Genomic DNA, 26,165 nt, shown 5'->3' on the forward strand with positions numbered 1-26,165 from the left:
TTGGCCTGTGGTCATTATTGTCCTGAGAGAGACGGGGAAATGCCAGGAAAGAAAAAGCCCGCCAAGGTGGCGGGCTGATAGCGCAGAGAGGTGGGCTTACTTGCCGATACAGAAGGAGGAGAAGATCCGCCCCAGCAGATCATCGGAGCTGAACTCCCCGGTGATCTCAGCAAGCGCCTGTTGAGCCAGACGCAACTCTTCGGCCAGCAGTTCACCCGCCATAAACACCTCCAGCTGCTCTTTGCCCTGCTCAAGATGCGTTGCTGCCAGCTCGAGAGCCTCCAGGTGACGCTGACGCGCCATAAAGCCCCCTTCGGTGGTGCCCTGGTAGCCCATACAGGCTTTGAGATGCTGTTTCAGTGCTTCCACCCCTTCGCCGGTTTTGGCGCTCAGGCGGAACATCGGGTGGCCAGCGGACTGCCCGTGGTCCACGTTTTCACCGGTAAGATCGGCCTTGTTGCGGATCAGCGTCAGGCCCATCTCTTTGGGCAGGCGATCCATCAACTCCGGCCAGATCGCTTGCGGATCGGTGGCATCCGTTTCAGTGCCATCCACCATCAGTAGAACGCGGTCGGCCTGGGCAATCTCGCTCCAGGCGCGCTCAATGCCGATCCGCTCGACTTCGTCTGAGGCATCACGCAAACCCGCAGTATCGATGATGTGCAGGGGCATGCCATCGATATGGATATGCTCCCGCAGAACATCGCGGGTTGTGCCCGCAATGTCGGTAACGATCGCCGATTCCCGACCCGCCAGAGCATTGAGAAGACTGGATTTGCCCGCGTTGGGGCGGCCGGCAATCACCACCTTCATCCCTTCCCGCATCAACGCGCCCTGACGGGCGCTACGGCGCACTTCAGCCAGTCGGGTTTCAATGGCGGAGAGGTCGCCGGCGATGCGTCCGTCAGAGAGGAAGTCCACCTCTTCATCCGGGAAGTCGATGGCCGCTTCTACGTAGATACGCAGATGAGTCAGCTGTTCCACCAACTGATGGATCTGGCCCGAGAACTCCCCCTGAAGGGACTGCATGGCGCTGCGAACCGCCTGCTCGGAGCTGGCTTCAATCAGGTCGGCAATCGCTTCCGCCTGGGCCAGATCCAGTTTGTCATTCAGGAAAGCGCGCTCTGAGAACTCGCCGGGTCGGGCGGTACGCAGACCGGGTACTGCAAGAATGCGGCGGATCAGCATATCCAGAACCACCGGGCCACCGTGGCCCTGGAGTTCCAGAACGTCTTCGCCAGTAAAGGAGTTTGGCCCTTTGAACATCAGGGCGATGCCCTGATCCAGAATCTGGCCGTGCTCATCTTTGAATGGCAGGTATTCGGCGTAGCGGGTTTTGGGGATTTTTCCCAGTACCTGCATTGCTACGGTTTCCGCCAATGGGCCGGAGACCCGGACAATCCCAACCCCGCCCTGACCGGGCGCGGTGGCCTGGGCCACGATGGTGTCCTGATGATCAGTCATACAATTACGTTCGGATGGTTTGTGGCAAGTGTACTAAAAAAGAAGGCGGCGCAAGCGCCGCCTCTCAGGGTTATTTCAGACCCTGTTTCTCCAGGGACCGGTAGATGAACAACTGCTGGGCAATCGCCACCAGGTTACCGACCAACCAGTACAGTACCAGACCGGACGGGAACCACAGGAAGAACACGGTGAACATGACCGGCATGTACTGCATGATCTTCTGCTGCATCGGATCCATGGTGGCCATGGTCGGCTGCATCTTCTGCATCGCGAACATGGAGATACCCATCAGGATAGGCAGTACGTAGTAGGGATCCTTCACGGAAAGGTCAGTGATCCAGCCAAAGAAGGGCGCGTGGCGCAGTTCCACACTCTCCAGCAGTACCCAGTAGAAGGCGATGAAGATCGGGAACTGAAGCAGCAGCGGCAGACAGCCGCCCATAGGGTTCACCTTCTCCTTCTGGTACAGCTCCATCATGGCCTGACTCATGCGCTGGCGATCGTCACCAAAGCGCTCTTTCAGGTCAGCCAGTTTCGGCTGCAGCTTGCGCATCTTCGCCATGGAGGTGTACTGCGCTTTGGTCAGCGGGTACATGAAACCACGGATAATCAGAGTCATCAGGATGATGGCCACACCCCAGTTGCTCACCAGGCTCTGCAGGAACATCAGCAGGCTGTGCAGCGGCTGGGCAATGAACCAGAGCCAACCGTAATCCACCACCAGGTTCAGGGTGGGGGAGAGGGCAGACAGGGCTTCCTGGTTCTTCGGACCTACGTACAGGGTTGCGCCCATGGTTTGTTCAGCACCCGCAGCGATCTGTACTGCCGGTTGCTTCACGCCGATGATGGCATCGCCACCAACCACGTTGGAGTAGATGTCGTTGCTGCTGTCAGCAGAAGGAACCCAGGCAGAAACGAAGTAGTGCTGCAGCATGGCGATCCAGCCGCCCTGAGTGCGCTCAGCCAGGTTGTTCTTCTCCATCTTGTCGAAGGCGTACTTCTCATAGCGGGTATCCGCTGTGGAGTAGGCGCCACCGCGATAGGTCGGCATCATCATGCTGCCTTCGCTCTGACCGATGGTTTGTTTCAGTTGGCTGTACATCTGCACCTGGATCGGCGCACCGCTGTCGTTCTTAACAACGTAATCCACACGGACGTCGTAATGACCGCGAGTAAAGGTGTAACGCTTCTCAAACTGAACGCCATTGGCGTCAGTGTAGATCAGCGGTACCACCAGGGTGTCCTGGCCTTCCTTCATTTGGAAATCGTTGCCCTGCACCTGGTAAACCGGGCGCTGGCCGCTGGCGTGCGGGCCATTGAGACCAATCAGACCGCTCTGGGCGATGTAGGAGAAACCGCTTTCGTTCTCCAGAATGGTCAGCGCTTCTTCGCCACCCTGCTCAACCTTGTACTCAGGCAGAGACGCAAACACCACATCGCCGCCGGTGGCGTCGATGGTCACATTCAGAGTGTCGGTTTTTACCTGGATCAGTCGATCAGAAACCGTTTCACCGGAAGGTGCCTGGGAGTTGGTCGCGGATTGCGGAACATCATTAGCCTTATCTGCGGTAGCCACGGTCTGGCTGGCCGGAGTTTCAGCTTGCGGGGCTTGATCCAGCGTCCACTGTTGCCACAGCAGGAAGCTGACAAACAGCAGTCCGATAAGGATTAAATTACGTTGAGAATCCATAGGTTATTGATCTCGGCCTCGTTTGGCGGGTGGTACCGGGTCAATGCCGCCCGGATGCAAAGGGTGACATTTTAGTATGCGGCGGATGGCTAACCAACTCCCATAAAGCACGCCATGGTGAGAAATTGCACCAATGGCGTAATGAGAGCAGCTGGGAGAGAAGCGGCAACTGGGACCCAGAAGGGGACTTATCCCTTTCTGGTAACCCTTGACCAGTAGGATCAGGACTCGTTGCAGCGGCGAGAGAGCTTGCGCCATAACTTATCCACCAGCTTGTGCAGGGCGGCGTTATCCAGTAGCTCAACCCCCTTTTTACCAATCACAACGATGTCCACGGCGGGAATGTCGTGTTGATGGAGGCGAAAACTGTCTCTGACGATCCGCTTGATGCGGTTGCGTTGACACGCTTTTTTGACCTGTTTCTTAGCGATGGTCAATCCAATACGGGGATGACCCAGCTCGTTAGGAACGGCCAAAAGTGTCAGTTGGGGGGAAGCTGCCCGGACCGGGTTAGCAAAGACGGGTTTGAAGTCGCCGGGAGTCAGCAGACGCTGCTCCCGGCTATAGGTGTATCGCACCATTGAGGCGCTCCGAGTAATGAACTTACGCGGACAGGCGAGCACGGCCTTTGGCACGACGACGGGCCAGTACCTGACGACCTTTTTTAGTGGCCATACGGGCACGGAAACCGTGGTTACGCTTGCGCTTCAGTACGCTCGGTTGAAAAGTACGTTTCATGGCTTTTACCGTTCAGTTAACTGTACAGATTAACTTTCGACGCCAGAGCTAAGCGCCTTGGCGGGTCAAAAAAGAGGCCGAATTCTAATAAAAGACAGCCCATGCCGTCAATGCTGATTACAACATCGGCGACAATTAGGTGTGAAGTACTAGTTATTGTGGATAACCTTGTGTATTCACCCCAAGATATAGACAGGCCGATCCAGATCAGATCGGCGCTGGTGGAATTATAGGGATCATTGCGATCCCTTTCCAGCCCTTTAAGATCGCGGATTTACAGGGATCTTACTTGCGATCCCTGGATCGGATCTCTGACGAAAGATCAAGGATCTTTTCTGGGGATAACCTTTGTTAAGGCTATAGCGATCGGTCGTTAAGGTGGGTAAAATTGATCCTCTTTTGGACTGATTACCTTGGGGCTTTCGCGGTGAGTTTACCGGTATGGCAGCAGTGCGTTGAGCGACTTCGTGATGAGTTGCCCGCACAGCAATTCAGCATGTGGATCCGGCCGTTACAGGCGGAACTCATGGGCGACACTCTGGTCCTCTATGCACCGAATCGTTTTGTGCTGGACTGGGTGCGGGACAAGTACCTGAACTCCATCACTGCGTTCCTGGCTGAAACTCTGGGCGACCAGGCTCCAGCCCTTCAGTTTGATATTGGCAGCAAGCCTGAAGCCCGCCCCAAGGTGGACATCGGCATGCCTCGTCCCGCCGCTGTCGCGCCTGCCAGCCCGGCCCGACCGGAACCGCCGGCCAGCAGTAATCAGGCGGTGCGTAGCAATATCAATCCCAACTATCAGTTCGACAACTTCGTTGAGGGTAAGTCCAACCAGTTGGCCCGTGCTGCGGCCAGCCAGGTCGCGGATAACCCTGGTGGCGCCTATAACCCGCTCTTCCTGTATGGCGGAACCGGTTTGGGTAAGACTCACCTTCTGCACGCAGTAGGCAATGGGATCATGAAAAGGAAGCCCAATGCCAAGGTGGTGTACATGCACTCAGAGCGCTTTGTTCAGGACATGGTGAAAGCCCTGCAGAACAACGCGATTGCTGAGTTCAAGCGCTACTATCGCAGCGTTGATGCCCTGCTGATCGATGATATCCAGTTCTTCGCGAACAAGGACCGATCTCAGGAGGAGTTCTTCCACACTTTTAACGCCCTGCTTGAGGGCAATCACCAGATCATTCTCACCTCTGATCGCTATCCCAAGGAGATCGATGGGGTAGAGGATCGACTGAAGTCACGATTTGGCTGGGGCCTGACGGTGGCGATCGAGCCGCCGGAACTGGAAACCCGTGTGGCGATTCTGATGCGCAAGGCGGAGGAGAGTAATATCCATCTGCCAGACGAAGTGGCTTTCTTTATTGCCAAGCGTCTGCGCTCCAACGTCCGTGAACTGGAAGGGGCGTTGAACCGGGTGATCGCCAACGCCAACTTTACCGGGCGCCCCATTACCATCGATTTCGTTCGTGAAGCACTGCGTGACCTGCTGGCTTTGCAGGAAAAGCTTGTTACGATTGACAATATTCAGAAGACGGTTGCCGAGTACTACAAGATCAAGGTGGCCGACTTGTTGTCAAAACGTCGTTCGCGTTCCGTTGCACGGCCTCGTCAGGTTGCCATGGCTCTGGCCAAGGAACTGACCAACCATAGCCTTCCCGAAATAGGGGACGCTTTTGGGGGTCGTGACCACACTACGGTGCTTCATGCCTGCCGCAAGATTGAGCAGTTGCGGGAGGAGAGTCATGACATCAAAGAAGACTACGCGAACCTGATCCGAACCTTGTCCTCCTGATGGGTGAGTGAACATGCAATTTGTCATCAACAGGGAAACCCTGCTGAAGCCCCTTCAACTGGTATCTGGTGCCGTTGAGCGTCGCCATAATCTGCCTATTCTGGCCAACGTCTTACTGGAAGTGAGTGGTAACTTACTTAAGGTGACCGGTACGGACCTTGAGGTGGAACTGATCGGCCAGGTTGAGATAGAGGGGGAGATCCAGCCCGGGCGCACTACGGTGCCAGCCCGTAAGTTTCTGGACATCTGCAAAAGCCTGCCGGATCAGGCAGAGCTGAAGATCGAGCAGCAGGACAACCGTCTGCTGATCAAGTCCGGTCGCAGCCGTTTCTCGCTCTCCACCTTGCCGGCTGAAGAGTTTCCCGAGATTGGCGACTGGAAGGGCGATCTGCAATTTACTCTGCCCCAGGGAGTCCTGAAATCGCTGATTGAAGCCACTCAGTTTTCCATGGCGCACCAGGATGTTCGTTACTACCTCAACGGCATGCTGTTTGAAACCGAAGGCAATGTGCTGCGAACCGTGGCGACCGACGGTCACCGCCTTGCGGTCAGCCATCGGGTTATCGAAGCGTCCCTGCCAGAAAAGCAGGTGATTGTGCCTCGTAAAGGCGTAGTGGAACTGAGCCGACTGTTTGAAGACGAGCAGGCTGAGATTACGCTGTGCATTGGTGAATCAAGCATTCGTGCTGTCACCAAGGATGCCATCTTCACCTCCAAGCTGGTGGATGGACGCTTCCCCGACTATCGCCGGGTATTACCCAAAGACGGTGACAAGGTGGTGGTGGCAGAACGTGATGCTCTGCGTCAGGCGTTTGCCCGTGCTTCAATTCTCTCCAACGAAAAGTTCCGCGGCGTGCGTTTGCTGCTGGAGAACGATCGTTTGACCATCACCGCCAACAACCCGGAACAGGAGGAGGCGGAAGAGGTGCTGGATCTGGCCTATCCCTATTCCTCTCTGGAGATCGGCTTTAACGTCTCCTATGTCCTGGATGTGCTCAATGCACTGAAACAGGAGAACGTGAAGATGGTGCTGGGAGAGGCGAACAGCAGTGCGTTGTTTGAGAACGCGGACAACGATGAGTCACTCTACGTGGTGATGCCGATGCGACTCTGATGGCGATCGACCGTCTTCATATCCAAAATCTCCGAAACATTCAGGCCGCCACGCTGGAACCAGCCGGTGGCCTGAACCTTATCTACGGGGATAACGGCAGCGGAAAAACCAGTGTACTGGAGGCGATCTGGTTTCTCAGTGTAGGCCGCTCCTTCCGCACTCATCTGGCGCCACGTGCCATTCGTCACGACCAACCCAACCTGGTGCTGTTCGCTCGCACGACGGCCGGGGAAAAGTTGGGTCTGCGACGTGGCCGGGATGGGGACAGTGAGGTTCGGATCAACGGTGAGCGTCCCGAACGTCTTGCAGAGTTGGCCGCCTGTCTTCCGCTCCAGTTGATCAGCCCGGAGAGCTTCGCGTTGTTGCTGGAAGGGCCGCAGGCACGACGGGAATTTATTGATTGGGGCGCGTTTCACAGTGACCCACAGTTTATCGGGATCTGGTCCCGCTACCGACGCTTGCTGAAACAGCGTAACCAGCTGTTGCGGCAACAGGCGCCCGATCATCACTTCGCTATTTGGGACAAGCAGTTAAGTGAGTATGGTGAAGCGCTGACCGATATACGGAAACGGTGGGTAAGCTCGTTAAATGACACTTTGACGGGTATAATAAATCAGTTTTTGCCCGACCTACCGATCCGGGTCAGTTTTAGCCAGGGCTGGGACAGTAAAACCCCACTCTCGGCGCAGATCCAGGGTCAGCTAGAGCGCGACAAGCAGCTTGGGTACACGGTGTCCGGCCCGCATAAAGCGGACCTGCGCCTGCGGGTGGGCAACCTGCCGGTTCAGGATGGGTTGTCCCGAGGCCAACTTAAGCTGTTGGTCTGCGCGCTCAAAATTGCCCAAGGCAAGATTCTTGGGCAGAAAGACAGCAGCCGTGGTTGCATCTATCTGGTGGACGATCTGGCCTCTGAGCTGGATGAGAGCCACCGCACGCTGTTGCTTGAACAACTTATCTCCACAGGTGAGCAGGTGTTCGTCACCGCCATTGAACCGGACCAGTTGGCAATGATCCCCTGGAATAAACGGTTTCACGTGGAACAGGGTCGGGTAACCGAACAGAATTAATCAACGAGACAGGCGTATGGCAGAAAATAGCTACGATTCCTCGAGTATTAAGGTACTCAAAGGCCTGGACGCAGTGCGTAAGCGCCCGGGGATGTACATCGGTGATACCGACGACGGTACCGGTCTGCACCACATGGTGTTTGAGGTCGTGGACAACTCCATCGACGAAGCCTTGGCAGGTCACTGCAGCGATATCGTGGTCACCATCCATGCCGACGGTTCTGTTTCCGTACAAGATGATGGCCGTGGTATCCCGGTAGATCTTCACCCCGAAGAGGGGGTTTCTGCCGCACAGGTGATCATGACCGTGCTGCACGCCGGCGGTAAGTTCGATGACAACTCCTACAAGGTATCCGGTGGTCTGCACGGGGTAGGTGTTTCCGTAGTAAACGCCCTCTCTGACAAGCTGGAACTGACCGTTCGTCGTCAGGGCCATATCCATGAGCAGACTTATAACCTGGGTGATCCTCTGGCGCCCCTGAAAGCGGTTGGCGATACCGATAAGACCGGTACCACCATTCGTTTCTGGCCCAGTTCTCAGATCTTCTCGGATACCACTTTCCATTACGAGATTCTGGCCAAGCGTCTCCGTGAGCTCTCCTTCCTGAACTCCGGCGTTTCCATCCGCCTGCAGGATGAGCGTGATGGTAAAGAGGATCACTACTGCTACCAAGGCGGTATCCAGGCGTTCGTTGAGTTCCTTAACCAGAACAAGACCCCGGTGCACCAGCAGGTGTTCCACTTCACCGTCGAGCGCGAAGATGGCATCGGCGTAGAAGTGGCCTTGCAGTGGAACGATGGCTTCCAGGAAAACATCTACTGCTTCACCAACAACATTCCGCAGCGCGATGGTGGTACTCACCTGGCCGGTTTCCGCGCCGCGCTGACCCGTACCTTGAACAACTACATGGACAAGGAAGGGTACAGCAAGAAAGCCAAGACCAGTGCTTCCGGCGACGATGCCCGTGAAGGTCTGACTGCGGTTATCTCCGTTAAGGTGCCGGATCCGAAGTTCTCCTCTCAGACCAAAGACAAGCTGGTCTCCTCTGAGGTGAAGACGGCGGTAGAGCAAACCATGGGTGAGCAGCTGCAGGACTTCCTGCTGGAGAACCCGGGTGATGCGAAGACCGTGGTCAGCAAGATCATCGATGCGGCCCGCGCTCGTGAAGCTGCGCGTAAAGCCCGTGAGATGACTCGCCGTAAAGGCGCCCTGGATCTGGCTGGCCTGCCCGGCAAGCTGGCGGACTGCCAGGAGAAAGACCCGGCACTGTCCGAACTCTACATTGTGGAGGGTGACTCTGCGGGCGGTTCTGCGAAGCAGGGCCGTAACCGCAAGTACCAGGCGATTCTGCCGCTGAAGGGTAAGATCCTGAACGTGGAGAAGGCCCGCTTCGACAAGATGCTCTCCTCTCAGGAGGTGGCGACACTGATCACCGCCATGGGTTGCGGTATCGGTCGCGACGAGTACAACCCGGACAAGACCCGCTACCACAACATCATCATCATGACCGATGCTGACGTGGACGGTTCCCACATCCGGACTCTGCTGCTGACCTTCTTCTACCGTCAGATGCCTGAGCTGATTGAGCGTGGATACATCTACATCGCTCAGCCGCCTCTCTACAAGGTGAAGAAAGGTAAGCAGGAGCGCTACATCAAAGATGAGCCTGCCCTGACGGAATACCTGACCACTCTGGCTCTGGATAACGCCGCGTTGCATGTGAATCCCGATGCCCCGGGCATCAGTGGTGAGCATCTGGAGCGTCTGGTGAACCAGTTCCGTGAGGTTCAGGATGTGGTTGAGCGTCAAAGCCGCCGTTTCCCCAAGAGCCTGCTGAACCAATTGGTTTATGCTCCGGCCCTGACCGAAGGTGAGCTGAAAGATAAAGCGCAAATTACCGAGTGGACTGAGCGTCTGGTTGAAGCGCTGGGTGAATTGGATCTGGAAGGCGCGACCTACCGCTACGAGTTGGAGGAAGAGAGTGAGCGTGGCCTGTGGTTGCCGAAGCTTATCCTTCGTCAGCACGGTGTCGAGAGCAACTATCTGCTGACCTTCGACTTCCTGCACTCCACCGACTATGGCCGCATTGTTGCCCTGGGCAACGCTATTGGCGACTTGGTGGAAGAGGGCGCTTACATCCGTCGTGGCGAGCGTACCCTGCCGGTAGAGAGCTTTGAGAATGCACTGACCTGGCTGATGAACGAATCCAAGCGTGGCCTCTACATCCAGCGCTATAAGGGGCTGGGTGAGATGAACCCGGATCAGCTGTGGGAAACCACCATGGATCCCGAAACTCGTCGTATGCTGCGCGTGACCATTGAAGACGCCATCGGTGCTGACCAGCTGTTCACCACCTTGATGGGTGATCAGGTTGAACCACGCCGCGACTTCATCGAGAAGAACGCTCTGCTGGTGGCTAACCTGGACGTATAATTCCGGTCCTACCACCTAATGAAAAGGCAGCCATCAGGCTGCCTTTTTTGTGCGTTTCGTTCGGTTACCCATTATGGGCTTCTGAGAGTAGAGAGGATGTTTCACGTGGAACATCCATAAAAAAACGCTGCCCGTTGGCAGCGTTTTTGGAAATCACCTGGCGTGACGATTAGCCGAACACGCGGTTTTCCTGCTCCTGAACACGGATAAAGGTAGTGCGCTTGGTCAACTCTTTGAGTTTGGCCGCACCGACGTAGGTGCAGGTGGAGCGCACGCCGCCCAGTACATCCTGTACGGTATTTTCTACCGGACCACGGAAGGGCACCATTACGGTTTTGCCTTCTGAGGCACGGTAGGTGGCAACCCCACCAGAGTGCTTGTTCATGGCAGTGTCAGAACTCATGCCATAGAACTGCATCATCTTCTTACCGTCCTTCTCGATCACTTCGCCACCAGCCTCTTCGTGGCCCGCGAACATGCCGCCGATCATCACGAAGTCAGAGCCGCCGCCGAAGGCCTTGGCCACGTCACCTGGGCAGGTACAGCCACCGTCGGAGACGATCTGACCACCCAGACCGTGAGCGGCATCAGCACACTCGATAACGGCAGACAGCTGCGGATAGCCTACACCGGTCTTTACTCGGGTGGTGCAAACAGAGCCCGGGCCAATACCCACTTTCACGATGTCAGCGCCGCTGATGATCAGCTCTTCTACCATCTCACCGGTCACCACATTACCCGCCACGATAACGCGGGTGGGCTGGGCTTCACGCACTTTGCGAACAAAGTCGACAAAGCTCTGCTGGTAACCATTGGCCACGTCGATGCAGATGAAGCGCAGTTTCGGGTTGCACTCCAGGATGGTATTGAGCTTCTCGAAGTCGGCCTGGGAGGTGCCGGTGGAGACCATCACGTGGTCAAAGATGGTTTCCGGTTGAGTGGCCAGCCAGGCGTTCCACTGCTCAACGCTGTAGTGCTTATGCACGGCAGTCAGCATCAGGTGCTGCGCCAGGGCTTCGGCCATTTCGAACGTACCCACCGTATCCATATTGGCGGCGATGACCGGAATGCCGGTCCAGCTGCCTTCGGCATGCTTGAACTGGAAGGTACGGCGGATGTCCACCTGAGAACGGCTGGACAGAGTGGAGCGTTTAGGACGGAACAGAACGTCTTTAAAGCCCAGTTTCAGATCCGCTTCGATATGCATGGAGTTACCCTACTTCAAAAATAAACTTCTATGAAATTAGGGCAGATGACGGGAATAGAGAGAGGCTATTCAACCGGTACATCTGGCCTAATGAATTAGCACGCGCACCGGTTTTCGGCATTCTAACGAGTGATTGTTCCAAGGCAATATATTCAATCAGAACACTGTGTTTTGCAGAAAGGAAAAAGGCCACCCTGAGGTGGCCTTTTGCTTTTGTTTCAACGTCTTGGTGTTACTGCTGAAGCAGTGAGATATCACCAACCTGCATAAACAAATGACGAAGTTGTTTGAGCAGTGCCTGACGGTTAGCACGCAGGGCCGGATCTTCAGCATTCACCATGACGGCTTCGAAGAAGGCATCAACAGGCTCACGGAGGTCGGCCAGGGCCAGCAGCGCGTCCTGGTAATCACCAGCGGCAAACAGGGGCTCAACACGGGCAGACACCTGAGCCACTTTGTCGGCCAGTACCTTTTCGGCGTCATCCTGCAGCAGTGCTGCATCCACCTGGTCGGCAATCGGGCCTTCAACCTTGGCGAGGATGTTGCCCACGCGCTTATTGGCCGCTGCCAACGCTTCTGCGGCATCCAGAGTACGGAAGTGCTGTACCGCCTTAACACGACGGTCAAAGTCCACAGGGCGGGTCGGACGCACTGCCAGTACGGCTTGGATAACGTCGGCCGGGAAGCCCTCTTCCTGATACCAGGCGCGGAAACGACCCAGCATAAAGTCCACGACCTGGTTGCAGATCTCGGCGCCTTTCTTGCCATCGGCGTCCAGCTTCTCCTGTTCGGCGAACAGGCTGTAGCTGAAGGCAGCCAGATCAAATAGGTCCAGCGGCAGGGCTTTCTCTACAGCGATACGCAGTACACCAATGGCGGCACGGCGAAGTGCAAAGGGGTCTTTATCCGCTTTGGGCGGCTGACCAATACCAAAGATGCCCACCAGGGAGTCCATCTTATCCGCGATGGCCAGGGCTTGAGCCACACCTGAGGAGGGCAGTTCGTCACCGGCGAAGCGCGGTTGGTACTGCTCATTCAGTGCAATGGCGACCGCCTCATGTTCGCCGTCGTGACGGGCGTAGTGCATCCCCATGATGCCCTGGGTGTCGGTGAACTCGAACACCATGTTGGTCATCAAGTCGCACTTGGACAACTGGCCTGCACGAGCCGCGTGGGCAGTATCGGCACCGATCAGACCGGCGATGTGTTCCGCCAGGGCCTGAATGCGATCGGTCTTATCCTTCAGGCTGCCCAGTTGCTTCTGGAACAGTACGGTCTCCAGACGCGGCAGCAGGGCTTCCAACGGCTGCTTCTTGTCGGTCTCGAAGAAGAACTCGGCATCCGCCAGACGCGGGCGCACCACCTTCTCGTTACCGGCAATGACCACCGACGGGTCTTTGGACTCGATGTTGGAAACGAAGATGAACTTCGGCAGCAGCTTGCCTTCTGCGTCATAGACCGGGAAGTACTTCTGGTCACCCTTCATGGTGTACACCAGAGCTTCGGCCGGAACCGCCAGGAATTTCTCTTCGAAGGAGGCGGTCAGCACAACCGGCCACTCCACCAGAGAGGTCACTTCTTCCAGCAGGTCTTCATCCAGATCCGCCTGACCACCGATGGCGGCGGCAGCCGTCTGAATGTCGGCGCTGATCTTGGCTTTACGCGCCTCGTAATCAGCGATCACTTTACCCTGTTGCTCCAGCAGCGCGGGGTACTGATCGGCGTGTTCGATGGTCAGCGCCTGCTCGCCCATAAAGCGGTGGCCCAGCAGCGTGTTGCCGCTGGCCTTACCCAGAATGGTGGCCGGTAACAGGTGGTTATCCAGCAGCAGAGTGACGGTATGAACCGGACGGATAAACTGGGTGTCGTAAGCGCCCCAGCGCATCGGTTTCGGGATCGGCAGCTTGGCCAGGGCGTCGGCCACCATCTGGGGCAGAAGTTCCGCAGCGGACTGGCCCTTCACTTCGGCCTTGTGCAGCAGCCATTCACCCTTATCGGTGGCGATACGGCCCGCTTCAGCAACGGTGATGCCGTTGGAGCGTGCCCAACCCTCGGCAGCCTTGGTGGGGTTACCATCAGCATCAAAGGCCGCTTGAACGGCGGGGCCACGCTTCTCTACCACCTTGTCTGCCTGCTGGCTGGCCAGTTCAGTGATCTTGATGGCCAAGCGGCGAGGCGCGGCGAACCAGCTCAGTTCACCGTAGCTCAGTTCAGCCGCACTCAGGCTGTCGGTCATGTTAGCGGCAAAGGATTCGGCCAGGGTACGCAGTGCCTTCGGCGGCAGCTCTTCAGTACCGATCTCTACCAGAAAAGTCTGTTGTTCCATCACTGCCTCATTTCGCCGGTTTGCACATGGGGAAGCCGAGTGCTTCCCGGGACGCGTAGTAGGCCTCTGCCACGGCCTTAGTCAGGGTACGGATCCGCAGGATGTAACGCTGACGCTCGGTGACGGAGATTGCCTTACGGGCATCCAGGAGGTTGAAGGCGTGAGCCGCGTCCAGGATCCGCTCGTAGGCAGGCAGGGGCAGGGGAGTTTCCAGTGCCAGCAGCTTCTGGCACTCCTTCTCACACTGGTCAAAGTAGGTGAACAGGAAGTCCACATCCGCGTGCTCGAAGTTGTAGGTGGACTGCTCCACTTCGTTTTGCAGGAACACATCGCCATAGGTGATGGTGCCAAACGGGCCATCACACCAGACCAGGTCATAGACGTTGTCTACGCCTTGGATGTACATTGCCAGACGCTCAATGCCGTAAGTGATCTCACCGGTTACCGGCTTACACTCCAGACCACCCACTTGCTGGAAGTAGGTGAACTGAGTCACTTCCATACCATCCAGCCATACTTCCCAGCCCAGGCCCCAGGCGCCCAGAGTCGGGTTTTCCCAGTTATCTTCCACGAAACGGATATCGTGAACGCTGGTGTCGACGCCCAAGGCGCGCAGTGAACCCAGGTACAGGTCCTGGATGTTGTCCGGGCTGGGCTTGAGCATCACCTGGAACTGGTAGTAGTGCTGCAGACGGTTGGGGTTTTCACCGTAGCGACCGTCGGTCGGACGGCGGGAGGGCTGCACATATGCGGCGGCAAAAGGCTCCGGACCCAGTGCGCGCAGGCAGGTGAGAGGGTGTGAGGTTCCAGCCCCCACTTCCTTGTCCAGAGGCTGGACAACGGCACAGCCTTGCTGGGCCCAATAGTCCTGCAGGGCAAGGATCATGCCCTGGAAGGTCTTGGTATCATACTTCTGCATGGGATCGACCTGAATGCGGTAGAAAATGATGGTAAATGGGGGAGATTATACCCTGTGCCACAGGTCGAATGTAGGTTAAATTTTATGCCCGGAGCCGTTGAGGGATAAGGAAAAGCGATGAGCGAAGGACGTTGCAGCTGGTGTGGGGATGATCGCCAGTACGTGGCCTATCACGACAATCAATGGGGTCGGCCGGTTCGTGACAAATACGAACTGTTCGAAAAGCTTTGCCTTGATGGGCAGCAGGCGGGACTTTCCTGGCTGATCATTCTGCGCAAAACCGAAAGCTACCGCGCGGCCTTTGATGGTTTTGACCCGGCTAAGATCGCCCTCTACGACGACGCCAGGGTGGAGCTGCTGCTGCAGAATCCCGGCATTGTCCGTAATCGACTGAAGGTGAATTCCATCATTAAGAATGCCCGGGCCTTTCTGGCGATGGAAGCTGAGGGGATCGATTTTGCGGATTTCCTTTGGGGCTTTGTGGGCCACCAGACCATCGTCAATCGGTGGGAGAGCACGGGTGAGTTGCCCGCCACATCGGTCGAATCCGATGCCATGAGCAAGGCGCTGAAAAAGGCCGGTTTTAACTTTGTCGGTTCCACCATCTGCTACGCCTTTATGCAGGCGGTTGGGATGGTGAATGACCATATGGTGACCTGCCCGCAATACCGGATTTGCCAACAGGAAAGTGACGGGCGCCGCGAATAAAGAAGGGGGAGCAGAAGCTCCCCCTTCTTCTTCACTACCTATCAGAGGCGGGTGCTCTCAAAGAAGAACGCTTGCCGCTCCTCTCCTTTTCCATCAATGCGATCCATCGATTGGGCGTCATAGAGACGACCATTCACCATGGTGTAGCTCACCTTGTCGGTGTCCCGGATGTTCTCCAGTGGGTTGCCATCGATCACGATGAGATCTGCCAGTTTGCCCGGTGTGACAGAGCCCAACTGATGGTCCATGCCAAAGTGGATGGCCGGGTTGATGGTGGCGGTTTTCAGTGCTTCCAGGTTGCTCATGCCGCCCTGGGCAAACATCCAGATCTCCCAGTGTGCACCGAGCCCTTCACGCTGCCCGTGGGCACCGATGTTGCTGTGTACCCCCAGGTCACCGACCTCCTTGGCACCACGGGCCACATTAAAGTGGTTGTAGTGCTCATCCGGTGCGGTGGGACGACGCATCGCACGGCTGCGCAAAATGTCGCTGGGCACATAGGCGGAGAGGCGAGGGTGGTTCCACACCTCGGTTTTATCGTACCAGTAGTTCTCACCCCAGATACCGCCATAGGCTACGACCAGAGTCGGGGTGTACCCCACCTCGGTTTGAGACCAGAACTGCTTGATGTCGTCATACAGGTTGGCGGCAGGCAGAGAGTGCTCAATGCCGGTGTGGCCATCGGCGATCATGCTCAGGTTGTGCTGAAGCAGTGAGCCACCCTCCGGCACCACCATCATCTCCAGTTCACGGGCAGCAGCGACCACCTGCTGACGCTGATTTCGGCGAGGCTGGTTGTAGCTCTTCACACTGAAGGCTCCCACCGCCTTAAGGCGCTCAAGGTGGAATTTCGCATCCTCGTAGCTGTCGATGTGCGCGGTGTATCCCGGGCCATTGGCGCCATACAGAATGGTGCCGGTTGAGAAGATACGAGGGCCGGCAATGATGCCCGCCTTCTGCATCTCACTGGCCGCAAACACCTCGGTGGTGTCGTTGGAGGGATCGTGGATGCTGGTAACCCCCAACGCCAGACCGGCATAGTTGATCCAGTTCTGTTGAGGGATGATCTCGTCCTGACCCTGAGAGCCGTGAGCGTGCGCGTCAAAGATGCCGGGCATCAACGTCTTGCCCTTGATGTCGATCACTTGTGCACCTTTGGGTAGTGCTACTTCGTCGCGGCTACCTACAGCAGCAATCTTGTTGTTTTCAACGACAACCACCGCATCCTCAATCACCTTGTCACCGTCCATAGTGATCACCTGGCCGCCGACAAAAGCGATGGTTCCACGTGGAACATCCGCGTCGGCCTCAAACCCAATCTCGGTGATCTGGGGCTCCGCTTTCAGCTCGCTACCCGGTGTCAGCAGCCCTTCCAAAGAGACCTGGTAGAGGCTTGGACCCAGGCTCCAGTGCAGGGTTTTGCCATCCAGGCGCCAGCTGATGTTTTCCCCGGCGCGGTGGGAGAGTTGCTTAACCGGCAGGCTGCCACCGTCGGGCCCGATATGCAGGGTTTCACCGTGCTGAGCAAACGGAGTCAGGAACACCTTAAAGCGTTCAGCGAATGCCAGGTGCTTGCCATCGGGAGAGATATGCCATTCGCTGGCGTGGTCGGAAGTGAAGTGAACACGCTCTTCAAAGCCATGAGTTCCGACACTGGCCAGCGCGGTTTTCTTACCCTCCATAGTTGAGAAGAACACGCGGTCGCTGCTGCCGCCGAAGTGAGGCGTGTGGCCGCGCTTGCTGATGCGTTGTGGTTCCGCGCCCTTCTCAGTGAGGTCTACCCAGTAGATTCCCGGTTCACGGTTCCAGCTGCGGGGAGTGATGTAGTAACCCTTGGACTTTCGGAATACCAGAGCATCGCCTTCAGGAGAGAAGGCCGGCTCCACATACTTGCCCGGCTCAATGGTGACAATGGTATCGCGCTTACGACGCAGGTCGCGCACGACCACTTTACCCTGCTCTTTATCATCCCAGATGACGTAGGCCAGCTTCTTGCCATCTCGGGACCAGGCGGGGAACAGTTCAAACCGTTCATCCTGTTTGGTCAGGCGTTGTGGCTTGCCATCGGGCAGCGTACGCAGCCAGATCTTGCCCAGGGCTTCAAAGGCCACCTGTTTGCCATCGGGGCTGATCTGCACCTGGCGCAGCATCTTCAGGTCAAAGCGGTCCTGATCCAGATCCTGCTGGAAGCGAAGGGCAGGCTGAACCTGCTTGTCGATAGTGACCTGGAAAGGGATGGCGTCAACGTCACCGGAATCCAGCTCAAGGCGTCGGATTTCACCACCGGCCCAGAAGAGAATTGAGTCGCTGTCCGGAGTCCATGCCATGGTGGGGTAAACCCCGTGAATGGCCCAGGTCTCCTGCATGTCGCGCTCGAGCTTGTCGTAGACTTTGCGCTTCTCTCCGGAAACCAGGTCATACAGGTACAGCGCGCTCTGGAAGCCATCGCGGGAGATAAAGGCAAGGTAACGGCCATCCGGGCTCGGAGTGGGGCGGATGGCGCCACCAGTCCCTTCCAACAGCACCTCAATCTCACCGGTTTCACGGTCATAGCGCTTGATCTTGTAGATCCCTTTTACGGAATCCTTGGAGTAGTGGAAGGTTTTGCCCGGAGTGGCGTCCTGGGAGAAGTAGAGGTAACGGCCATCGGGAGAGAATGCGGGCTCACCCAGGTCTTTCTGGTCATTGGGACGCTCGGTCAGCTGGATCCCTTTGCCGCCGCTGATGTGGTACATCCACACCTCACCCGCCCCCAGGCTGCGCTGAGCAGTAAAGTGCTTACGGCCAACCAGGTACTGACCATCGGGGCTCCAGGCGGGGCTGTTGAGCAGGCGGAAGGTTTCCTTGGTGACCGGCTGCATGTCGCTGCCATCCAGCTTCATGGTCCAGATGTTGTCGCCGCCATCCTGATCAGAAGTGAAGGCGATGCGAGTGCCATCGGGGCTGAACCGTGGCTGCATATGCCAGGCGATGCCTTTAACCAATGGGGTCGCTTCTCCGCCGTCAATCGGCATGGTGTAGATGTCGCCCAGCAGATCGAACACCAGGGTTTTGCCGTCGGGGCTGATATCCAGGTTCATCCAGGTGCCCTGGGAGACATTAATCTGGATGGTTTCCAACGGCCCTTCGGGGGCGTTTACGTCCCAACTGGGTTTGTCGTCGTTGGCACTGAGGGGAGCACTGATAAGCAGGCCGGCACTGAGCAGCGCAGCGGCAATGGGAGAGGTTCGAAACATGACACGTCCTGTAGTCTTGTTGTTATGCCTATGTATACAAAATCCATAGTATCAAGATCACAGGGAAAACGAAGAGGGCGGCTAGTGCCGCCCTCCGGGAATTTGTTTTTGAATGTGTCAGAGACCCTTTCGGATCAGGTATCGATAGGGGGCCTGTGCGGTATCGCTGGCGACCAGGGTGTGATCCATAAACTGACAGAAACTGGGGATGTCCCGGGTGGTGGAGGGATCATCAGCCGTCACCAGCAGGGTTTCACCGTCGGCCATTTTTCGAACGGTTTTGCGCACCATCATCACCGGCTCCGGGCAACGCAGCCCGATGGCGTCGAGGGTGTGTTGGGCGCTAACAAAAAGTTCTGACATTGGGGATCTACCGAAGACTTAACGATGAGGCGGCTATGATACGCCGACGCCAAAGACGATCAATACCTGGTCATTTTTTGAGCCTAGCAGAGTGATCCGGGTATCAAAAAGGGCGGCTTGCGCCGCCCTTTTGGAAAAGCCAGAACTCAGACCCGTTCGAATACGGTCGCAATACCCTGACCCAAACCGATACACATGGTGGCCAGACCCAAAGTGGCGTCCTTATGCTCCATCAGGTTGATCAGGGTGGTGGAGATGCGCGCACCGGAGCAACCCAGCGGGTGACCCAGGGCGATGGCACCGCCGTTCAGGTTCACCTTATCCTCCACCTGGTCCATCAGACCCAGGTCCTTCACGCAGGGCAGGGACTGGGCGGCAAACGCTTCGTTCAGCTCCACCAGGTCGATGTCACTCATGGTGAGGCCGGCACGCTTCAGCGCCTTTTGGGTGGCCGGTACCGGGCCGTAACCCATGATGGAGGGATCGCAGCCGGCAATCGCCATTGACTTGATGCGGGCGCGGATCGGCAGCCCAAGTGCCTTGGCTTTGGCTTCACTCATTACCAGCATACCGGCGGCGCCATCAGAGAGGGCAGAGGAAGTGCCTGCGGTGACGGTGCCGTTTACCGGGTCGAACACCGGGCGCAGTGCTGCCAGGCTTTCAACGGTGGTTTCCGGACGGATAACCTCATCGTGGCGCACCTGGATCAGACTGCCGTCGGCATCGTGACCCTCAATGGCAACGATCTCCTTATCGAAGCGCCCCTCCAGCGTTGCAGCGTGGGCACGTTGGTGAGAGCGGGCGCCAAAAGCGTCCTGTTGCTCACGGGTGATGCCATGCATCTTACCCAGCATCTCTGCCGTCAGACCCATCATGCCAGCGGCTTTGGCCACTGAGTTGGCCAGGCCCGGATGGAAATCAACGCCGTGGTTCATGGGAACGTGGCCCATATGCTCGACGCCACCAATGATAAAGGCATCACCATCACCCACGGCGATGGCGCGGGTGGCATCGTGCAGCGCCTGCATGGAGGAGCCACAGAGACGGTTGACCGTCACCGCGCCCACCTGCTTCGGCAGTCCCGCCAACAGGGCGGCGTTGCGGGCTACGTTGAAGCCCTGCTCCAGAGTCTGCTGAACACAGCCCCAGATCACGTCTTCCAGTTCGTTGGGGTCCAGTGCCGGGTTGCGGACCAGCAGCTGGCTCATCAGGTGCGCGGACAGGGTTTCGGCCCGCACATTACGGAACACCCCACCCTTGGAACGACCCATAGGGGTACGGATGCAATCGACAATAACAGCCTGGTTCATCTTCTCGCTCCTTACTGTCCTTGATAGAAACGCGCGCCCTGGGCGGCCATTTCACGGAGTTTATCGGTCACCTGATACAGCGGGCCCAGGTGGGCATACTGGTCGGCCATGGCGACAAAGCGGTCCAGGCCGATGGTATCCAGGTAGCGGAAGATGCCGCCGCGGAAGGCGGGGAAACCGATGCCGTACAGCAGCGCCATATCGGCTTCGGCCGGGGAGGCGACAATGCCTTCCTCCAGGCAACGCACGGTTTCGTTGATCATCGGCACCATGGTGCGGGCGATGATCTCTTCGGCGTCAAAGGCTTTCGGCGTGCCGTAGGCGTCCGCCAGCATCGCCAGCGCCGCCTCATCGACCGTCTTCTTCGGCTTGCCTTTGCGATCCGGAGCGTATTGGAAGAAGCCCTTGCTGTTCTTCTGGCCGTAGCGGTCAGCACGGAACATCAGGTCTACCGGGTCATTCTCCATTTTGCCCATGCGCTCAGGGAAACCGGCTGCCATCACATCGAGGCAGTGGTGGGCGGTATCGATGCCGACAACGTCCAGCAGGTAAGCGGGACCCATGGGCCAGCCAAACTGCTTGCTCATCACCTTGTCGATCTGCTGGAAGTCAGCGCCCTCTTTCAGCAGCAGGCTGAAGCCAGCGAAGTAGGGGAAGAGCACGCGGTTAACGAAGAAGCCGGGGCAGTCGTTCACGACGATGGGGGTCTTGCCCATCTTGGCGGCGTAGGCCACCACTTTGGCTACGGTCTCTTCGGAGGTTTTCTCGCCGCGGATCACCTCAACCAGGGGCATGCGGTGCACCGGGTTGAAGAAGTGCATGCCACAGAAGTTTTCCGGACGCTTGAGGCTCTTGGCCAACAGGTCGATGGATATGGTCGAGGTGTTGGAGGCGAGTACCGCATCTTCGGACACAACCCCTTCCACTTCCGCCAATACGATCCCTTTGACCTTGGGGTTTTCCACGACCGCTTCAACGATGATGTCGGCGTGGGAAACCGGAGCGTAATCCAGGCTGGGAACGATGTTGTTAAGCACCTTAGCCATGCCATCCGGCTTAAGACGACCACGCTCAACCTGCTTACCCAGCAACTTGGCCGCTTCATTCAGGCCCAGGTCCAGGGCGGGCTGGGCGATGTCCTTCATCACCACCGGGGTGCCTTTCACTGCAGATTGGTAGGCGATGCCGCCCCCCATGATGCCAGCACCCAGAACCGCGGCTTGCTCAACCGGCTTGGCCAGCTTGGTGGCTTTCTTGGCCTTGCCCTTAACGTACTGGTCGTTCATGAACAGGCCAACCAGAGCGGTGGCAACATCACTCTTGGCCAGTTTGATAAAGGCCTGATGCTCCGCCTGCAGCGCTTCGGCGCGGCCCTGACGGGAAGCCTGCTCAACCACAGCGACCGCAGCGTGCGGGGCGGGGTAGTGCGGGCCTGCCTTCATGGCCACCATCCCTTTGGCGGTGGTGAAGGACATGGTGGCTTCGATCTTGGACAGAGCCAGCGGTGCCTGCTTACGGGCACGGCGGCCTTGCCAGTCCAGTTCACCGGCGATGGCGCGCTTAAGCATGGCAATCGCCGCGTCTTTCAGTGCCTCCGGGGCAACGACGGCGTCAATGGCGCCCACCTGCAGGGCAGCATCGGGGCGATGCTCCTTACCGGTAGTGATCCATTCCAGCGCATTGTCAGCGCCGATCACCCGCGGCAGACGTACGGTGCCACCAAAGCCGGGGATCAGGCCCAGCTTGGTTTCCGGCAGGCCGATGCGAGCGCTGCTGTCCGCTACCCGCAGGTCACAGGCCAGAATCGCTTCACAGCCGCCACCAAGGGCAAAACCGTTGACTGCGGCAATGGTCGGGACCGGCAGATCTTCCAGCTTGTTGAAGATGGCATTGGTCTCCTCCAGCCAGTGCTGCAGCACAGACTCGGGCTCGGCGAACAGGGTCAGAAATTCGGTGATGTCCGCGCCTACGATAAAGGCGCCTTTGGCGGAGGCCAGCACCAGACCTTTGAGATCGGACTGCTCAGCGAGACGGTCCAGGGCCTGATTGAATTGGGACAGGGTGTTGCGGTCGAATTTGTTGACGGAGCCTTCGGCATCGAAGGTCATCTGGGCGATGCCGGGTTCCAGCCAATCGACGCTGAGGGCATTACTCTCAAAGATCATGGTTGGGTTCCTTTTTTACCACATCTGAGTGATGGCATTGTGAGCAAGTGTGAGGCGGGTCACGGTAAATTGCAACACCTATTTAAAACGGGTGTTTAAACTCCGTGGCATGAATTGCCCCATGCCCGGTGATACACTCCGGGCTATTCAAGCTGAACGATTGCCGAGTACACGATGGAACGACTAGCCCACACCTATCCGGAACACATCCAGACCCTACGCCAGCGTGCAGATACCATTCTGGCCAAACAGGGACTGGAGGGGATCATCATCCATGCCGGTGAGCCTCACCGGATCTTCCTGGATGACATGGACTACCCCTTCAAGGTGAACCCGCATTTCAAGCATTGGGTTCCAGTAGTAGATAACCCTCACTGTTACCTGGTAGTGAAGGTAGGCGAAAAACCGACTCTGCTGTTTTATCGTCCCATCGATTTTTGGCATAAAGTGCCGCCGCTGCCCACTGAGTACTGGGTAGAGCAGGTCAATCTGGTGCCGTTTGAGCGCCTGGATCAGGTGGCCGAACTGCTGCCGGCGGACCGCAGCCAGATGGCTTATCTGGGTGAACACCCGCAGCGAGCTGCCGAGTTGGGCCTGAACCAGGTAAACCCCCAGCCACTGTTGGACTTCCTGCACTTCCATCGCAGCATCAAAACCGATTACGAGATCGCCTGTATGGATGAGGCAAACCGCATTGCGGTTGCCGGTCACCAGGCGGCTCGCGATGCCTTCCTGGCAGGGGCTTCCGAGTTTGGCATTCAGCAGGCTTACCTGGCGGCCACACAGCACGGCGAGAACGATGTGCCCTACGGCAACATCATTGCACTCAATGAGCACAGCGCCATTCTTCACTACACCAAGCTGGAGCGCGAAGCGCCGTCCGAGAGCCGCAGTTTCCTGATCGATGCCGGTGCGTCGGTTAACGGTTACGCGGCGGACATCACCCGGACTTACGCCAAGGATCCGAACAGTCGCTTTGGCCAGCTGATTGAGGCAATGGATGAAGCGCAACTGGCGATCATTGATGCGATTCGACCGGGACTGCGCTACACCGAACTGCACGAGATGATGCACCGCAAGGTGGCGCAACTGATGGTGCGCTTTGAACTGGTCAACGCCACCGCCGAGCAGACGTTTGAGCTTGGCATTACCCGTGCCTTTTTTCCTCATGGTCTGGGCCACCAGATCGGCTTGCAGGTGCATGACGTTGCGGGCTTTATGCAGGATGAGCAGGGCACCCATCTGGCGGCTCCCGAGGCTTACCCGGCGCTGCGTTGCACCCGAATCCTGGAGTCAGGCATGGTGCTCACCATTGAGCCGGGCCTCTACATCATCGACAGCCTGATTGCAGATCTGTCCGAGGAAGCCAAGGCGAAGCTGAACACCGCAGTGATCGATGAACTTCGTCCCTTTGGTGGCATCCGCATCGAGGATGATGTGGTGGTGACCGACGACGGTGTGATTAACCTGACTCGGAAGCACGGTCTGGCCTGATGAGCCACAGCTTCGTCGTACCGGCCGAGCCGGTTGAGGTTGAAGAGATCATCAAGCGCAGCCGTTTTCTGACGGTGATTGAGCGGGTCCAGAATGGCGCGGAAGCCCGTGCTCTTCAGGCCCGCCTGAAAGCGGTACACCCGGAAGCCAGTCACCACTGTCTGGCTTTCGTGGCGGGGCCGCCGGGATGCACCCGTGATATCGGTGCCTCAGACGATGGAGAGCCCGCCGGTTCTGCCGGGCGTCCCATGCTCAATGTTCTGTTGGGGTGTGAGGTGGGCCAGCTGGCCGCTGTGTGCGTGCGCTATTACGGCGGCACCAAGCTGGGTGTGGGTGGCCTGGTTCGCGCTTACGCCGGAGGCGTCAAACTGGCGCTGGAATCCTTGAAATCCATCCCGTTTGTGCCAATGGTTTCTGTCGAAGTGCGTGGGGATTACGGTGATCTGCCTTTAGTTGAGTACCTGGTGGCGCAGCACCGTGGTGAGGTTCTGGCACAGCACTTTGATGCGGGTGTACGGCTGGAGTTGGCGCTGCCTCAGTCCGCGTTGAGTGCCTTCGAAGGAGACCTTCGACAGCGCAGTGCGGGTCGGTTAGAGGTTGATAAACCGTCTCAGGGGTGAATGCACCGCCGCTCTCAAGTATCCTAGCGACAAACCAATTCTTATCTTACTCAATGGAATACCGGACCATAACCCGGATCATCGGCCTGTTGGTGGCGCTGTTCAGCATCACCATGTTGCCTCCGGCCCTGATCGCTGTGATCTACAAAGACGGTGGAGGCACCACCTTCGTTCAGGCCTTTGTGCTCTCCCTGGTGCTTGGGCTGCTGCTCTGGTATCCCAATCGTCATGCCAAGCAGGAGCTGCGTGCCCGAGAGGGCTTCCTGATCGTGGTCCTGTTCTGGACGGTTCTGGGCTCCATCGGGGCCATTCCGCTGGTGCTGGCGGCGCAACCTGATCTCAGCTTTACCGACGCCATGTTTGAGGCGTTCTCCGCCCTGACCACAACGGGCGCGACGGTGATCACCGGTCTCGATGAACTGCCGAAGGCGATTCTGTTCTACCGCCACCTGCTGCAGTGGCTTGGCGGCATGGGGATCATTGTATTGGCGGTTGCCGTGCTGCCCATGCTCGGCGTTGGTGGGATGCAGCTGTATCGTTGTGAAACACCGGGTCCGGTGAAGGACAACAAGATGACACCCCGCATCGCCGAAACGGCGAAAGCTCTGTGGTACATCTACCTGGCGCTGACCATCGCCTGTGCCCTGGCATACTGGCTGGCCGGCATGAACCTTTTCGATGCCATCGGACACGCATTCTCGACCGTTTCCATTGGTGGCTTCTCCAGCTACGACGCCAGCATGGGGCAGTTTGACAGCCGCCTGATCAACGCCATCTGCGTGGTTTTCCTGTTGATCGCCGGGGTGAACTTCACCCTCCACTTCACCGCCTTTGGGCGTCGTGGGGTGAACCTGAAAACCTACTTTCGCGATACCGAGGTTAAGGTGTTCCTCGGATTCCAGCTGGTGCTGACTGCCATCTGTTTCCTGGTGCTGCTGAACAGCGGCATCTACGACTCTCCGGAGTCCACCCTGGACCACGCCATGTTCCAGGCGGTATCCATCTCCACTACCGCGGGCTTTGCCACCCAGAGCTTCTCTGAGTGGCCGCTGTTCCTGCCCATTCTGTTGATCCTGGCCAGTTTTGTCGGCGGTTGTGCGGGCTCTACCGGGGGGGGGATGAAAGTGGTGCGGATCGTTCTGCTGCTCAAGCAGGGCGGGCGTGAAGTGAAGCGCCTTATCCACCCTCGCGCCATGTACTCCATCCGACTGAACAACAAAGCGGTAGGGGACCGGGTTATCGATGCGGTATGGGGCTTTTTCGCCGCGTACGCTGGTCTGTTTGCCCTCTTTATGGTGGCGCTAATTGCCACCGGCATGGACGACATCACCGCCTTCAGTGCCACCGTGGCCTGCCTCAACAACCTGGGCCCGGGCCTGGGGGCCGTTGCCAACCATTTTGGGGACATCACCGATACCGCCAAGTGGTTGCTGGTGTTGGCAATGCTGTTTGGGCGCCTCGAGATCTTTACCTTGCTGGTGCTGTTCTCACCGGCATTCTGGAAGAGCTGACAAG

At 57.6% G+C, this 26,165-nt stretch carries 20 protein-coding genes; 8 read left to right on the top strand and 12 right to left on the bottom strand.

Annotation, left to right across the window (positions count from 1 at the left end):
- Nucleotides 1-96: 96 nt before the first annotated feature.
- The 5 genes from mnmE to rpmH all read right to left on the bottom strand — a co-directional run bounded on the left by mnmE (nucleotide 97) and on the right by rpmH (nucleotide 3,892).
- Nucleotides 97-1,464, bottom strand: coding sequence for a tRNA uridine-5-carboxymethylaminomethyl(34) synthesis GTPase MnmE (gene mnmE / locus KUV52_RS18255; RefSeq protein ID WP_222527380.1), 1,368 nt, complete (start codon nucleotides 1,462-1,464; stop codon nucleotides 97-99).
- 70 nt (nucleotides 1,465-1,534) lie between these two features.
- Nucleotides 1,535-3,154 (bottom strand): membrane protein insertase YidC, encoded by a 1,620-nt coding sequence (yidC, locus tag KUV52_RS18260; protein WP_222527381.1) that lies wholly within the window; start codon nucleotides 3,152-3,154, stop codon nucleotides 1,535-1,537.
- A 3-nt stretch (nucleotides 3,155-3,157) separates the two neighbouring features.
- The gene (yidD, locus tag KUV52_RS18265; RefSeq protein WP_222527382.1) at nucleotides 3,158-3,412 is read right to left on the bottom strand and encodes a membrane protein insertion efficiency factor YidD; all 255 of its coding nucleotides are present in this window, start codon (nucleotides 3,410-3,412) and stop codon (nucleotides 3,158-3,160) included.
- Nucleotides 3,376-3,735 (bottom strand): ribonuclease P protein component, encoded by a 360-nt coding sequence (rnpA, locus tag KUV52_RS18270; RefSeq protein WP_222527383.1) that lies wholly within the window; start codon nucleotides 3,733-3,735, stop codon nucleotides 3,376-3,378. The genes yidD and rnpA overlap by 37 nt, the downstream gene beginning before the upstream one ends.
- 22 nt (nucleotides 3,736-3,757) lie before the next feature.
- A complete protein-coding gene (gene rpmH / locus KUV52_RS18275) occupies nucleotides 3,758-3,892 on the bottom strand; it encodes a 50S ribosomal protein L34 (protein WP_222210176.1) in 135 nt (44 codons plus the stop codon).
- Nucleotides 3,893-4,319: 427 nt separating this feature from the next.
- On the opposite strand from rpmH, the gene dnaA reads away from it, so the two are divergent.
- From dnaA to gyrB, 4 genes are read left to right on the top strand one after another with little or no spacing between them, the layout of a single operon-like run.
- Nucleotides 4,320-5,687 (top strand): chromosomal replication initiator protein DnaA, encoded by a 1,368-nt coding sequence (dnaA, locus tag KUV52_RS18280; RefSeq protein WP_222527384.1) that lies wholly within the window; start codon nucleotides 4,320-4,322, stop codon nucleotides 5,685-5,687.
- A gap of 13 nt (nucleotides 5,688-5,700) precedes the next feature.
- Nucleotides 5,701-6,801, top strand: a complete 1,101-nt coding sequence (gene dnaN, locus KUV52_RS18285) for a DNA polymerase III subunit beta (RefSeq protein ID WP_222527385.1) — start codon at nucleotides 5,701-5,703, stop codon at nucleotides 6,799-6,801.
- Complete coding sequence (recF, locus tag KUV52_RS18290) at nucleotides 6,801-7,868, top strand: DNA replication/repair protein RecF (RefSeq protein ID WP_222527386.1); 1,068 nt, start codon at nucleotides 6,801-6,803, stop codon at nucleotides 7,866-7,868. The genes dnaN and recF overlap by 1 nt, the downstream gene beginning before the upstream one ends.
- Before the next feature lie 16 nt (nucleotides 7,869-7,884).
- On the top strand, nucleotides 7,885-10,302 hold the full coding sequence (gyrB, locus tag KUV52_RS18295) for a DNA topoisomerase (ATP-hydrolyzing) subunit B (protein WP_222527387.1): 2,418 nt from the start codon (nucleotides 7,885-7,887) through the stop codon (nucleotides 10,300-10,302).
- Between the two features lie 169 nt (nucleotides 10,303-10,471).
- Here the strand turns inward: gyrB and KUV52_RS18300 are convergent, their stop codons facing one another.
- The 3 genes from KUV52_RS18300 to glyQ form a co-directional block, all read right to left on the bottom strand.
- Nucleotides 10,472-11,509, bottom strand: coding sequence for a GMP reductase (locus KUV52_RS18300; protein ID WP_222527388.1), 1,038 nt, complete (start codon nucleotides 11,507-11,509; stop codon nucleotides 10,472-10,474).
- Nucleotides 11,510-11,741: 232 nt separating this feature from the next.
- On the bottom strand, nucleotides 11,742-13,835 hold the full coding sequence (gene glyS, locus KUV52_RS18305; RefSeq protein ID WP_222527389.1) for a glycine--tRNA ligase subunit beta: 2,094 nt from the start codon (nucleotides 13,833-13,835) through the stop codon (nucleotides 11,742-11,744).
- A 7-nt stretch (nucleotides 13,836-13,842) separates the two neighbouring features.
- Nucleotides 13,843-14,754 (bottom strand): glycine--tRNA ligase subunit alpha, encoded by a 912-nt coding sequence (gene glyQ / locus KUV52_RS18310; RefSeq protein ID WP_222527390.1) that lies wholly within the window; start codon nucleotides 14,752-14,754, stop codon nucleotides 13,843-13,845.
- Between the two features lie 117 nt (nucleotides 14,755-14,871).
- Here glyQ and KUV52_RS18315 point away from each other — a divergent pair, with 117 nt between their 5' ends.
- A complete protein-coding gene (locus KUV52_RS18315) occupies nucleotides 14,872-15,462 on the top strand; it encodes a DNA-3-methyladenine glycosylase I (RefSeq protein ID WP_222527391.1) in 591 nt (196 codons plus the stop codon).
- 41 nt (nucleotides 15,463-15,503) lie between these two features.
- On the opposite strand, the gene KUV52_RS18320 is transcribed toward KUV52_RS18315, so the two are convergent.
- From KUV52_RS18320 to fadB, 4 genes are all read right to left on the bottom strand, one after another.
- Nucleotides 15,504-18,698 carry an amidohydrolase family protein gene (locus KUV52_RS18320; protein ID WP_222527392.1) on the bottom strand — a complete coding sequence of 1,065 codons (3,195 nt, stop codon included), beginning with the start codon at nucleotides 18,696-18,698 and terminating at the stop codon, nucleotides 15,504-15,506.
- Between the two features lie 117 nt (nucleotides 18,699-18,815).
- Entirely contained in the window at nucleotides 18,816-19,061 is a 246-nt protein-coding gene (tusA, locus tag KUV52_RS18325; protein ID WP_222527393.1) for a sulfurtransferase TusA, read from the bottom strand.
- 146 nt (nucleotides 19,062-19,207) lie between these two features.
- Nucleotides 19,208-20,371, bottom strand: coding sequence for an acetyl-CoA C-acyltransferase FadA (gene fadA / locus KUV52_RS18330; RefSeq protein WP_222527394.1), 1,164 nt, complete (start codon nucleotides 20,369-20,371; stop codon nucleotides 19,208-19,210).
- Nucleotides 20,372-20,382: 11 nt separating this feature from the next.
- Nucleotides 20,383-22,536: a fatty acid oxidation complex subunit alpha FadB gene (fadB, locus tag KUV52_RS18335; RefSeq protein WP_222527395.1), complete on the bottom strand. Its 2,154-nt coding sequence runs from the start codon at nucleotides 22,534-22,536 to the stop codon at nucleotides 20,383-20,385.
- A 174-nt stretch (nucleotides 22,537-22,710) separates the two neighbouring features.
- On the opposite strand from fadB, the gene pepQ reads away from it, so the two are divergent.
- The 3 genes from pepQ to KUV52_RS18350 are packed head-to-tail and all read left to right on the top strand — an operon-like array spanning nucleotide 22,711 to nucleotide 26,161.
- Nucleotides 22,711-24,030, top strand: coding sequence for a Xaa-Pro dipeptidase (gene pepQ / locus KUV52_RS18340; RefSeq protein WP_222527396.1), 1,320 nt, complete (start codon nucleotides 22,711-22,713; stop codon nucleotides 24,028-24,030).
- Nucleotides 24,030-24,650 (top strand): YigZ family protein, encoded by a 621-nt coding sequence (locus KUV52_RS18345; RefSeq protein WP_222527397.1) that lies wholly within the window; start codon nucleotides 24,030-24,032, stop codon nucleotides 24,648-24,650. Before pepQ ends, KUV52_RS18345 begins: the two co-directional genes overlap by 1 nt.
- A gap of 53 nt (nucleotides 24,651-24,703) precedes the next feature.
- Entirely contained in the window at nucleotides 24,704-26,161 is a 1,458-nt protein-coding gene (locus KUV52_RS18350; protein WP_222527398.1) for a TrkH family potassium uptake protein, read from the top strand.
- Nucleotides 26,162-26,165: the final 4 nt, after the last annotated feature.

Source organism: Ferrimonas balearica (genome assembly GCF_019802055.1).
Taxonomy (GTDB): domain Bacteria; phylum Pseudomonadota; class Gammaproteobacteria; order Enterobacterales; family Shewanellaceae; genus Ferrimonas; species Ferrimonas balearica_A.

Coding starts and splice junctions, on each gene's coding strand:
- mnmE (WP_222527380.1), bottom strand. CDS start 1,464: ATGACTGATCATCAGGACACCATCGTGGCCCAGGCCACCGCGCCCGGT.
- yidC (WP_222527381.1), bottom strand. CDS start 3,154: ATGGATTCTCAACGTAATTTAATCCTTATCGGACTGCTGTTTGTCAGC.
- yidD (WP_222527382.1), bottom strand. CDS start 3,412: ATGGCGCAAGCTCTCTCGCCGCTGCAACGAGTCCTGATCCTACTGGTC.
- rnpA (WP_222527383.1), bottom strand. CDS start 3,735: ATGGTGCGATACACCTATAGCCGGGAGCAGCGTCTGCTGACTCCCGGC.
- rpmH (WP_222210176.1), bottom strand. CDS start 3,892: ATGAAACGTACTTTTCAACCGAGCGTACTGAAGCGCAAGCGTAACCAC.
- dnaN (WP_222527385.1), top strand. CDS start 5,701: ATGCAATTTGTCATCAACAGGGAAACCCTGCTGAAGCCCCTTCAACTG.
- recF (WP_222527386.1), top strand. CDS start 6,801: ATGGCGATCGACCGTCTTCATATCCAAAATCTCCGAAACATTCAGGCC.
- gyrB (WP_222527387.1), top strand. CDS start 7,885: ATGGCAGAAAATAGCTACGATTCCTCGAGTATTAAGGTACTCAAAGGC.
- KUV52_RS18300 (WP_222527388.1), bottom strand. CDS start 11,509: ATGCATATCGAAGCGGATCTGAAACTGGGCTTTAAAGACGTTCTGTTC.
- glyS (WP_222527389.1), bottom strand. CDS start 13,835: ATGGAACAACAGACTTTTCTGGTAGAGATCGGTACTGAAGAGCTGCCG.
- glyQ (WP_222527390.1), bottom strand. CDS start 14,754: ATGCAGAAGTATGATACCAAGACCTTCCAGGGCATGATCCTTGCCCTG.
- KUV52_RS18315 (WP_222527391.1), top strand. CDS start 14,872: ATGAGCGAAGGACGTTGCAGCTGGTGTGGGGATGATCGCCAGTACGTG.
- KUV52_RS18320 (WP_222527392.1), bottom strand. CDS start 18,698: ATGTTTCGAACCTCTCCCATTGCCGCTGCGCTGCTCAGTGCCGGCCTG.
- tusA (WP_222527393.1), bottom strand. CDS start 19,061: ATGTCAGAACTTTTTGTTAGCGCCCAACACACCCTCGACGCCATCGGG.
- fadA (WP_222527394.1), bottom strand. CDS start 20,371: ATGAACCAGGCTGTTATTGTCGATTGCATCCGTACCCCTATGGGTCGT.
- fadB (WP_222527395.1), bottom strand. CDS start 22,536: ATGATCTTTGAGAGTAATGCCCTCAGCGTCGATTGGCTGGAACCCGGC.
- pepQ (WP_222527396.1), top strand. CDS start 22,711: ATGGAACGACTAGCCCACACCTATCCGGAACACATCCAGACCCTACGC.
- KUV52_RS18345 (WP_222527397.1), top strand. CDS start 24,030: ATGAGCCACAGCTTCGTCGTACCGGCCGAGCCGGTTGAGGTTGAAGAG.
- KUV52_RS18350 (WP_222527398.1), top strand. CDS start 24,704: ATGGAATACCGGACCATAACCCGGATCATCGGCCTGTTGGTGGCGCTG.